This is a genomic window from Pseudonocardia sp., assembly GCF_025465255.1.
In the GTDB taxonomy this organism is placed as follows: domain Bacteria; phylum Actinomycetota; class Actinomycetes; order Mycobacteriales; family Pseudonocardiaceae; genus Pseudonocardia.
Genome location: NZ_JAODNI010000007.1, coordinates 1 through 9,518 on the forward strand (window position 1 = coordinate 1; position 9,518 = coordinate 9,518).

Below are 9,518 nucleotides of genomic sequence, written 5' to 3' on the forward strand. Positions count from 1 at the left end.
TCGCCTGGTGAGGCTGGCGGTAGCGGTGGGATTTGAACCCACGGAGGCTTGCACCTCACACGCTTTCGAGGCGTGCTCCTTCGGCCGCTCGGACACGCTACCGCCGGATACTTTACCGAAGCCCTCCCGCGACCTTCGCCGGGGGACGGCCACCGGCTCTGACCAGCGCGATCAGTCCCGGAGCACCGCGTGCCGGGCCGGGTCCGCCGCGCGCCACGCCGCCAGCCCGACGTCGACGAGGCCGACCCGCGTCAGGCCGTCCACCGCGGCGAGGTCCACCCACGCGGCCTCGTCCGTGCTCCCGCCGATCTCGAAGCGCAGCTCGCCGCCCGTGACGTGCGCGGCGTAGACGACGCGGATGCCGTGGTGGTCGATCGCCCTGCCGTCGAGGCCAGTCGTGAGATGCACGGAGTCCACGGTGAGCAGGGCATCGAGGACGACCTCGTAGCCGGTCTCCTCGTCGACCTCCCGGACGGCCGCGTCCCGCGGGTCCTCGCCGTGGTCGATGCCGCCGCCGGGGAGCGTCCAGCGCGGGCCGTCCGGGCTGATCCAGCGGGCGAGGAGGACCTGCTCGTCACGGACGCACACGACGTAGGCGGCGATCCGCTGGAAGGGCTTCGGCACTGATCGAGACTACGTGCGGTGGCCCGCGAAGAACTCCTCCATCAGCGCGGCGGCCTCCGGCGCGCAGACCCCGCCCACGACCTCCGGCCGGTGGGTCAGCCGGCGGTCCCGCAGGACGTCCCAGAGCGAGCCGGCGGCGCCCGTCTTGGGCTCCCAGGCCCCGAACACGACGCGGGAGACGCGGGCCAGCCCGATCGCGCCCGCGCACATCGTGCAGGGCTCCACGGTGACGGCCAGGGTGCAGCCCTCGAGGCGCCACTCGCCCCGCCGTGCGGCCGCGGCGCGCAACGCGAGGATCTCGGCATGGGCGGTGGGGTCGCCGAGGGCCTCGCGGGCGTTGCGGGCCGCGGCGAGCTCCACCCCGTCGGCGTCGACGATCACGGCGCCGATCGGGACGTCACCGGTCCGCGGGGCCTCCGCGGCCAGGACGAGAGCACGGCGGAGCAGCACCTCGTCGCTCGCACCCGTCAGCACGGGGCCGATTCTGCGCCATCAGCGGTCGTGCGCGGAAAACGCTGCTCCGGCAACGGTTTCCGCGCACAGGCGCCGCAGGCGCCGCTAGTCGACGAGTTCCGCGAGCGCCTCGCCGAAGCCCAGCCGACGGCCGATCGCGGCGAGCTGCTCGTCCGGGTAGAGGTCCAGCTCGCCGGCGAGGACCTCCAGCTCGTCCGCGGGCAGGCCGAGGTCTGCGCAGATCGACAGGTCGCCCTCGGGCCACGGGTCGTCGTCCAGGGCGTCCTCGTCCGGTGGAAGCTCGACGCGCAGCAGGTCCAGCACGTCCGCGGCGACGTCGTAGTCCAGGGCCGCGACGGCGTCCGACATCATCAGCGACACCCCGCCCGGCGTGGGCCGGAGGAGGATGAAGAACTCGTCGTCGACGTCCAGCAGCCCGATGACGGCGCCCGTGGAACGCAGCCCCCGGAGCTCCGTGATCGCTGTGTCCAGATCGACCAGGGCCTCGGGGTCCAGTCGCGCACAGCGCCACCGTCCCTCCTCCCGGATCGCCGCGACAGCGAATCCGGGCAGGGGCTGGTCCCGCACCTCCGCGGGGGCCTTCACACTCTGCACCGGCATGGGACCTACGGTAAGCCCAGAGCCGACTGTGGTACAAACCACAATCCGGCGAATGTCAGGATCGTCTCATGGCCTCCTCCGACAGCCGCTCCGCCACGCTGCTCGCAGCGGTCCTGTCGGGGCTCGCCGCGGAGGCCAGGCGGGTCCAGCCGCGCACGGTCGCGCTGCGCCGCGCCCTCCACCGCCGACCCGAGATCGGCCTCGACCTGCCCGTCGCCCGGGACGCGATCCTGACCGAGTTGGCGGACCTCCCCCTGCGCCTCCACCTGGGCCGGGAGGTCAGTTCGGTCGTCGGCGTCCTGGAGGGCGGCCGGCCCGGGCCGACGGTCCTGCTGCGCGCGGACATGGACGCACTGCCGTTGCAGGAGGACACCGCCGTCGAGTTCCGCTCGAAGACCGACGGCGCGATGCACGCCTGCGGGCACGACACCCACGTCGCGATGCTCGCCTCGGCTGCCCGGGTGCTGGCGAACCACCGGGAGGACCTCGGCGGGCGCGTGCTCTTCATGTTCCAGCCGGGTGAGGAGGGCTTCCACGGCGCCCGGCACATGATCTCCGACGGCCTGCTGGACCGGCACGGCCCCGCGGGCCTGCCCAAGGCGGCCTACGCCCTGCACATCAGCGCCACGCTGCCGTCCGGGGAGGTGCACACCCGTCCGGGGCCGATCATGGCGGCGGCGGACGTCCTGCGGGTCACCGTGGTGGGGCGGGGCGGGCACGCCTCGGCCCCGCACGACGCCGTCGACCCCGTGCCGGCGGCCGCGGCGATGGTCGGCGCGCTGCAGACGATGATGACCCGCAAGGTCGACACGCATCAGCCGGCGGTCCTGACGATCGCCCGGATCACCGCCGGGACCACGAACAACATCATCCCGGAGACCGCCGAGCTCGAGGGCACGCTGCGGACGATGTCCGAGCCGGTCCGGCTGGCCCTGCGCGAGGAGATCCGCCGGGTCTGCCGGCACACCGCGCTCGCCCACGACTGCACCGCCCGCGTCGACATCGAGCCCGGCTACCCGGTCACGGTCAACGACCCGGCCGCCGCCACCACGCTCGGCGACCTCGCCACCCGGCTGTTCGGCGCCCGGAAGGTCGCCACGATGCCGACGCCGATCATGGGTGCGGAGGACTTCGCGTACGTCCTCGAACGGGTCCCCGGCGCGCTGGCCTTCCTCGGTGCCTGCAGCCCCGGCGCGGACCCGCTGGGCGCCGCGCCGAACCACTCCAACCGAGTGACCTTCGACGAGGCGGCGATGGTCCCCGGCGTCGCGCTCTACGCGGGCCTCGCGCTGCACCACCTGATGTGAGGGGAAGGCCGGAGGTGAGTGAAGTATGGGTCGTATGAGCCTGCGTGACCTCTCCCTCGCCCTCCGCTCCGGCGAGCTCTCGCCCGTCGAGCACGTCCGGGACACCCTCGAGCGGCTGCGCGCCGACGAGCACAACGCCGTCGTCCTGCTCGACGAGTCCGCGATCGCGACGGCGGAGGAGCGCGCCGCCGAGCTGCGCCGCGGCGAGTGGCGCGGCCCGCTGCACGGCGTCGCCGTCGGCGTGAAGGACCTGTTCGACGTGGTCGGCCTCCCGACCCGGGCCGGCTCGAACGTCCTCGCCGACGCCCCCGCCGCGACGAGCGAGGGCCCGGTCGTCGCCCGCCTGCGCGAGGCGGGCGCGGTGATCGTCGCCAAGCTGCACACCCACGAGTTCGCCTACGGCCCCACCGGGGACGTCTCCGCGACCGGCCCCGCGCTCAACCCGCACGACCGCACCCGGATCACCGGCGGCTCGTCGTCGGGCTCGGCCGCCGCCGTCGCGGCGGGGCACCTGCCGCTCGCGCTGGGCACGGACACCGGCGCGAGCGTGCGCACCCCGGCCGCGCTGTGCGGGGTCGTCGGGCTCAAGCCTGCGTTCGGCACGCTCTCCGCGGACGGGGTGTTCCCACTGGCCGAGAGCCTGGACACCGTCGGGCTGCTCGCGTCGGACGTGCACTCGGCGTCGGTCGCGTGGGACGTGCTGTCCCGGCCGGACGGCACCGGCGGCGGGATCCAGCAGCCGGGCGTGCGCGGGACCCACGTCGGCGTGCTGGTCGACGAGTTCTGGCAGGCAGTGGACCCGGTGCTCGCCGGCGCGGTCGCGGACGCCGTGCGGACGCTGGAGAAGGCGGGCGCGGAGATCTTCGAGATCCGCACCCCGATGATCGAGGAGCTCGCGGCGGCCTACGCGCGGATCGTCGGCGGCGAGGCGTACGCGACCCACCGGACGTGGCTCGCCGAGCGCCGCGCGGACTACCAGCCCGCCACCGCCGAGCGACTGCTCGCGGTCGCGGACCAGCCCGCGTACGCCTACGTCGAGGCGCAGCGGGCGCGGCGCCGGCTGGGTGCCGCGCTGCGCGAGGCCGTCGCGGGCATGGACGTGCTGATCAGCGCGACCACCCGGCTCCGGGCGACCCCGATCGGCGCGGACGAGGTCGACGGGACCCCGGTCCGGCCGTCGATGCTGAGCCTGACCTCGCCGTTCAACCTGACGGGCTGGCCCGCCCTCTCCGTGCCCGCGCCGCTGCCCGCGGGCGAGCTCCCGGCCGGGATCCAGCTCGTCGGCGTGGACCTGGAGGAGCGCGGCATCCTGCGCGTCGCCGGAGCGATCACCCGGTCGTGAGCGGTACGTGGTGCCGGAGCACCACGTACCGCGCACGGGCAGAATGCAGCCTCATGCGAGCCGTATGCGTCGTCGGGACCGGGTTGATCGGCGGATCGCTGATGCGGGCCGCGAAGGCCGCCGGGCGGGACGTCTACGGCGCCGCCGCGTCCGAGGAGACGGCCGCGGCGGCCGTCGCGGACGGGTTCGACGTCATTACCGATCTCGACGCCGCCCTGCGCCGGGCCACGAAGGACGACGCGCTGGTCGTGCTCGCCGTCCCGCTGCCCGCCGTCGAGGGCGTGCTCGCCCGGATCGACGACGTCGCGCCCACGGTGCGGCTGACGGACGCGGTGAGCGTCAAGGTCGCGGTGGCGGACGCCGTCGCCACCTACGCGCCGCACGCCCGGTACGTGGGCGGACACCCGATGGCGGGCACCGCCGAGTCCGGCTGGCCGGCCGGCGACGCCGGGCTGTTCCGGGGTGCCGCGTGGGTCGTGGTCGCGGACGACGGCGCGGACCTGGAAGTCTTCAAGGACGTCGCGGAGCTGGCCTGGGAGTGCGGCTCCCGGGTCGTCCCCGCGGCGTCCGACGAGCACGACCTCGCCGTCGCGAAGATCTCCCACCTGCCGCACCTGCTCGCCGCGGTGCTGGCGGCCGTGGGCGCCGGCGAACCGGACGACGACCTGCCCCTGGCGCTCTCCGCCGGCTCGTTCGCCGACGGCACCCGGGTCGCGGGCACACGTCCGGAGCTGGTCCTCGCGATGTGCGAGGGCAACCGCAACGCGCTGCTCGCGGCGGTCGACGAGGCCCTGGGCCGGCTCGGCGTGATGCGCGGCGCGCTCGCCTCCACCGGCGGGCTCGCCGCGACCGTCAACGCCGGGTACGCCGCCCGTCAGCGCTGGGCGTCGACCCGGGAGCCGCTGGGCCTCGAGGTCTCCCTCGACGGGCCGGACGCACTCGCCGAGCTGCGCGAGATCGGCCGCCGCGGAGACGTCGTCTCCGGCTGGAAGGCCTGAGTCCGGCTCCTCGGCTCGCGACCGCGCTCAGCCGGCGACCGGCGAGGCCGGAGCCTCCGCGAACCGCGCCGCCACACCCGGGTAGGAGATCACGAACCCGTCCGCATCGACGACGATCTCGACCTCGCCGCCGCCCCCGGCCGAGCACGCCACCACCGCCGTGCCGTCCTCGCCGACCGTGCGGACGGTCCGGTACCGCCGCGTGACGAGCTGGACGTCCATGTCCGGGAGCGACACCTGCACCACCGGGACCTCGTGGTCCCCGGCGTCGCGGTGCAGGGCCAGGCGCCGGATCGGCAGCGACGCGAACAGCGGGCTGAAGGCCACGTCGACGTCGACCGCCTCGTACTCCTTGCGCGTGGCGCCGGAACCGTCGTCGAGCAACCAGCAGTTGTCGTCCGTGCGGTTCGCCGTGAAGTGGCGCTCCCGCTCCGCCGTCGCGGAGCTCAGGGTCAGCCGGGCCAGCGTGCCGTCCTCGGCCACCGAGACGCTGTAGGACGCCGTCAGGTCGCCCTCCGGGGAGGGCAGCACCATCCGGCTCAGGGCCCGGAAGCCCCGGCCCGTGGAGGCGGGGAGCAGGCGGGTGCCCTCGAGGCCGGGCCGGCCGTCGGCCTGCCAGGTCAGCATGATCGTCATCGACACCACCGTAGGAGAGGTGGGGTCCGCTCGGCCTGATCGGCCCGGGACCCCGAGGAGGGGGGATCAGGCCTGTGCGTGCGGAGCGGCCGCCGGTGTGTCCGGGACGAAGTCCTTGATCTTGTCGACGACCATGTCGACCTGGTCCTCGTGGCCGAACCTGCCCTTGACGAACTCGCCGGCCTTCTCGGCGAGGTCCTCGACCGTCCCGCCGTGCTCGTCGAGCAGCTTCTCGGCCTGCCCCTTGAGTGCGTCGAAATCCACGGTGGTGCCCCCTTCTCGAGCATCGACCCCTGCGGGCACATCCAACACCCCGTGCCCGGTCAGGGGCCAGCCGCCCGGCCACAGGCGGACCGATCGGACAGGTGACGCCGCCCCGGCTCGCTCAGCGGAATCGGGTGATCACCCAGCGCGGTCACGGGACGCCCTCGCGGCGGATCTCCGCCGGGTCCACGTCCGCGCGCACGCCCCGGAAGACGGGCTGGCGCAGCCGGCCCGTGGCCGTCCAGCCCAGGTGCGCGACCTCGACCGCGACGAGCGGGTCGCACCATCGCGCGCCCGCGGAGTCGACGCGCGGCAGCCGGTCGCTGAACGGGGACGTCTCCACGGCCGCGTCGCCCAGCAGGTCCGCGAGCACGCGCTGCACGGCCGCCCCGTCGAGGCCCGCACAGACCCGGCCGGCGAACTCCAGCCGGCCCCCGTCCGGGACGCCGAGCAGCAGCGTCGCGATGCGTCCGGACCGGCCCGGCCGCTCCTGCTGCCAGCCGCCGACCAGGCATGTCTGGGTGTGCCGGTGGGTCACCTTCACCCAGCTCGGGCTGCGCCGGCCCGGCCGGTACGGGCTCTCCTTGAGCTTGGCGACCACGCCCTCCATGCCGCGCCGCGCGGTGGCCTCGAACAGCGCTCCCCCGTCGGTGTAGAGCGGGGACAGCTCGACGGTGGGCAGCGGGTCGACGTCCATGCGTTCGAGGGTCGCGCGACGCTCGTCCAGCGGGCGGTCCAGCAGGGGGACGCCGTAGAGCCGCATGACGTCGAAGACCATCAGCGTGGCCGGGCGCGCGGCGGCGCGGGCCGGGCTGACCGGGCCGTGCAGGCGTTCGGCGAGGGCCGCGAAGCTGGGCACGCCGTCGTCGAGCAGGACGGCCTCGCCGTCGAGCAGCACGTCCGGGGCCAGGTCCGCGATCACGGCGAACTCGGGGAAGTTCGCGGTGACGTCCCGGCCGGTCCGGGTGAGTAGCCGGAGCACACCGTCGGTGACCTCGGCGAGCACCCGCATGCCGTCCCACTTGACCTCGTAGACCCATTCGGGGCCGGTCGGGAGGCCTCCTGGGGTGGCGAGCATGGGCTGCACACCGTCATGCTGTCACTTCCGGGGTCCTACGGAGAGCGACCGGTCGAGAGGAGACACGTGCCATGCGCGCGATGTGGAGTGGCGCGGTGTCCTTCGGGCTGGTCAGCGTACCGATCAAGCTGTACTCGGCGACGACGAACCACGACGTGCGGTTCCACCAGGTGCACGGCGTCGACGGCGGGCGGATCAAGTACAAGCGGACGTGCTCGGTGTGCGGCGAGGAGGTCGACTACGCGGACATCGTGAAGGGCTACGAGACCGAGGACGGCGAGCTGATCACGCTCGACGAGAACGACCTCGACTCGCTGCCCGTCGCGAGCGGCCACGAGATCGACGTCATCGAGTTCGTCCCCGCGGACCAGATCGACCCGCTCCTGTTCGACAAGAGCTACTACCTCGAGCCGGAGACGAAGGCCGCCAAGCCCTACGCGCTGCTGCGCGAGGCGCTCAAGGAGACGGACCGGATGGCCGTGGTGAAGGTCGCCCTGCGGCAGCGGGAGAGCATCGCGCTGCTCCGGGTGCGGAACAAGGCCATCGTGTTGCAGACGATGCTCTGGCCGGACGAGGTCCGCGAGCCGGACTTCGACATCCTCGACGCGGACGTGGAGCTGCGTCCGCAGGAGCAGAAGATGGCCGCGTCGCTGGTCGAGAGCCTGGGCGCGGACTTCGATCCCGCCCAGTTCCAGGACGAGTACCGGGACGCGGTCGTCGAGCTGATCGAGTCGAAGAAGTCCAGCGGGGCGACGCGGCCCGCGCCGGTCGCCGAGAAGTCGTCGGACGACGGTGAGGACTCGATGACGGACCTGCTGACCGCGCTGCAGCAAAGCGTCGAGGCGGCGAAGGGCGCGGCAGCGCAGAAGTCGGGCACGTCCGCCTCGTCGGCGAAGGCCGAGGACGAGCCGGCCCCGGCGAAGAAGCCCGCGGCCCGCAAACCGGCCCCCCGCAAACCGGCGGCGAAGAAGGCCGCAGAGTCCACGGACGACGACACGCCGGAGAAGAAGCCCGCCACCACCCGCAAGCGTCGCACCGCCTGACCGCCCGCGGCGCGGCCGCACGCGTCACGGGCCGAGGGCGGACTCCGGCGGCGTGACGTCCTTCTGCAGGGACCCGAAGAGGCTGCTCGCCCGGGTCTTGTCCCAGCGGACCACGGACTGGCCGCCGACGTTCGGCGTCGAGCCCACGGGCACCGTCGTCGCGACGCCGCCCCCGCCGGACACCCCGCGCAGCGCGAGGCCCAGCGAGGCCACGTTCCAGATGTGGTCGCTGTTGTCGACAGTGATGGTGCCGGTCATCGCGTTGGCCAGCGGGACCAGCCGGAACGGGTTGACGAGGGTGCTCGGGCTGGTCGCCTTCGCGATCAGGGCCGAGAGCAGCGCACGCTGCCGGGCGACCCGGCCGAAGTCCGAGCTGGCCGTGGCGCGGGTGCGGACGTAGCCCAGCGCCGTCGTGCCGTCGAGATCCTGGGTGCCCGCCTGGATGTCCAGGCCCGCCTTGGGGTCCTTGATCGCCTCGGGGATGTCCATCGTGATGCCGCCCACGGCGTCGACCGCGCCGACGAAGCCCCCGAACCCGATCTCGGCGTAGTGGTCGATCTTCAGCCCGGTCGCCGCCTCGACGGAGCCGATGAGCAGCTGCGGCCCGCCGAACGCGTACGCGGAGTTGAGCTTGTTGCTGCCGTGCCCGGCGATCGGCACGTAGGAGTCCCGCGGCAGGCTGACCAGCACTGAACCCGAGCTGCCGGTGTGCACCAGCATGATCGTGTCCGTGCGCTGGCCCGCGGCGTCGCCGGTGGCCAGGTTCACCTCATCCTCGGCCGAGAGCCCCGCGCGGCTGTCCGAGCCGACGATCAGCCAGTTCGTGCCCGACGACGTCGCGGCGCTGTCCGCGGGCAGGGCCGCCACGCGCTGCAGGTTCTGGTCCAGGTAGACGCCGAACCCGATGAACGCCACCAGGATCAGGGCGATCGCGACGGTGATCCGACGGCGCCAGTTGCGGCGCTTGGGTGGGCGCGGCTGCCGCGGCAGCGCGACGGGCCGGTCCGACGCCGGCGGACGGAAGGGCGGACGCTCGACGGACGAGCGGGGCATCATCGCCGTCGGCCTGGCCGGCGGCTGCACCGCACGGCCCTGCTGCGGGCGCCCGTGCACCGGGCGGGTCAGGCCCTCGGCGGGCGGCTGCGCGCGGCG

11 protein-coding genes and 1 tRNA gene are annotated in these 9,518 nt (G+C 74.0%); 4 read left to right on the plus strand and 8 right to left on the minus strand.

The window, feature by feature from the left end; all coding sequences use genetic code 11:
• Nucleotides 1-14 precede the first annotated feature (14 nt).
• The 4 genes from JWP64_RS00790 to JWP64_RS00805 form a co-directional block, all read right to left on the minus strand.
• Nucleotides 15-102 (minus strand) — tRNA-Ser (locus tag JWP64_RS00790).
• Between the two features lie 69 nt (nucleotides 103-171).
• Nucleotides 172-624 (minus strand): NUDIX hydrolase, encoded by a 453-nt coding sequence (locus tag JWP64_RS00795; protein WP_297490971.1) that lies wholly within the window; start codon nucleotides 622-624, stop codon nucleotides 172-174.
• 9 nt (nucleotides 625-633) lie between these two features.
• Entirely contained in the window at nucleotides 634-1,098 is a 465-nt protein-coding gene (locus JWP64_RS00800; protein ID WP_297490974.1) for a nucleoside deaminase, read from the minus strand.
• Nucleotides 1,099-1,182: 84 nt separating this feature from the next.
• Nucleotides 1,183-1,698 carry a tRNA adenosine deaminase-associated protein gene (locus JWP64_RS00805; RefSeq protein WP_297490977.1) on the minus strand — a complete coding sequence of 172 codons (516 nt, stop codon included), beginning with the start codon at nucleotides 1,696-1,698 and terminating at the stop codon, nucleotides 1,183-1,185.
• Between the two features lie 68 nt (nucleotides 1,699-1,766).
• Here JWP64_RS00805 and JWP64_RS00810 point away from each other — a divergent pair, with 68 nt between their 5' ends.
• Genes JWP64_RS00810 through JWP64_RS00820 form a run of 3 tightly spaced genes read left to right on the plus strand, consistent with a single transcriptional unit; the run spans nucleotide 1,767 to nucleotide 5,345 of the window.
• On the plus strand, nucleotides 1,767-3,005 hold the full coding sequence (locus tag JWP64_RS00810) for a M20 family metallopeptidase (RefSeq protein WP_297490980.1): 1,239 nt from the start codon (nucleotides 1,767-1,769) through the stop codon (nucleotides 3,003-3,005).
• 34 nt (nucleotides 3,006-3,039) lie between these two features.
• Complete coding sequence (locus JWP64_RS00815) at nucleotides 3,040-4,347, plus strand: amidase (protein ID WP_297490983.1); 1,308 nt, start codon at nucleotides 3,040-3,042, stop codon at nucleotides 4,345-4,347.
• 53 nt (nucleotides 4,348-4,400) lie between these two features.
• On the plus strand, nucleotides 4,401-5,345 hold the full coding sequence (locus JWP64_RS00820) for a prephenate dehydrogenase (protein ID WP_297490986.1): 945 nt from the start codon (nucleotides 4,401-4,403) through the stop codon (nucleotides 5,343-5,345).
• Nucleotides 5,346-5,372: 27 nt separating this feature from the next.
• Here the strand turns inward: JWP64_RS00820 and JWP64_RS00825 are convergent, their stop codons facing one another.
• The 3 genes from JWP64_RS00825 to ligD all read right to left on the minus strand — a co-directional run bounded on the left by JWP64_RS00825 (nucleotide 5,373) and on the right by ligD (nucleotide 7,323).
• The gene (locus tag JWP64_RS00825) at nucleotides 5,373-5,981 is read right to left on the minus strand and encodes a putative glycolipid-binding domain-containing protein (protein ID WP_297490989.1); all 609 of its coding nucleotides are present in this window, start codon (nucleotides 5,979-5,981) and stop codon (nucleotides 5,373-5,375) included.
• Nucleotides 5,982-6,047: 66 nt separating this feature from the next.
• Entirely contained in the window at nucleotides 6,048-6,245 is a 198-nt protein-coding gene (locus tag JWP64_RS00830) for an Rv0909 family putative TA system antitoxin (protein WP_297490992.1), read from the minus strand.
• 151 nt (nucleotides 6,246-6,396) lie between these two features.
• Complete coding sequence (gene ligD / locus JWP64_RS00835) at nucleotides 6,397-7,323, minus strand: non-homologous end-joining DNA ligase (protein ID WP_297490995.1); 927 nt, start codon at nucleotides 7,321-7,323, stop codon at nucleotides 6,397-6,399.
• A 71-nt stretch (nucleotides 7,324-7,394) separates the two neighbouring features.
• On the opposite strand from ligD, the gene JWP64_RS00840 reads away from it, so the two are divergent.
• A complete protein-coding gene (locus JWP64_RS00840) occupies nucleotides 7,395-8,366 on the plus strand; it encodes a Ku protein (RefSeq protein ID WP_297490999.1) in 972 nt (323 codons plus the stop codon).
• Between the two features lie 24 nt (nucleotides 8,367-8,390).
• Here JWP64_RS00840 and JWP64_RS00845 read toward each other — a convergent pair.
• The coding region (locus JWP64_RS00845) for an LCP family protein (protein WP_366889161.1) at nucleotides 8,391-9,518 on the minus strand (1,128 nt) is incomplete at its 5' end.

Coding starts and splice junctions, on each gene's coding strand:
- JWP64_RS00805 (WP_297490977.1), bottom strand. CDS start 1,698: ATGCCGGTGCAGAGTGTGAAGGCCCCCGCGGAGGTGCGGGACCAGCCC.
- JWP64_RS00810 (WP_297490980.1), top strand. CDS start 1,767: ATGGCCTCCTCCGACAGCCGCTCCGCCACGCTGCTCGCAGCGGTCCTG.
- JWP64_RS00815 (WP_297490983.1), top strand. CDS start 3,040: ATGAGCCTGCGTGACCTCTCCCTCGCCCTCCGCTCCGGCGAGCTCTCG.
- JWP64_RS00820 (WP_297490986.1), top strand. CDS start 4,401: ATGCGAGCCGTATGCGTCGTCGGGACCGGGTTGATCGGCGGATCGCTG.
- JWP64_RS00825 (WP_297490989.1), bottom strand. CDS start 5,981: ATGACGATCATGCTGACCTGGCAGGCCGACGGCCGGCCCGGCCTCGAG.
- ligD (WP_297490995.1), bottom strand. CDS start 7,323: ATGCTCGCCACCCCAGGAGGCCTCCCGACCGGCCCCGAATGGGTCTAC.
- JWP64_RS00840 (WP_297490999.1), top strand. CDS start 7,395: ATGCGCGCGATGTGGAGTGGCGCGGTGTCCTTCGGGCTGGTCAGCGTA.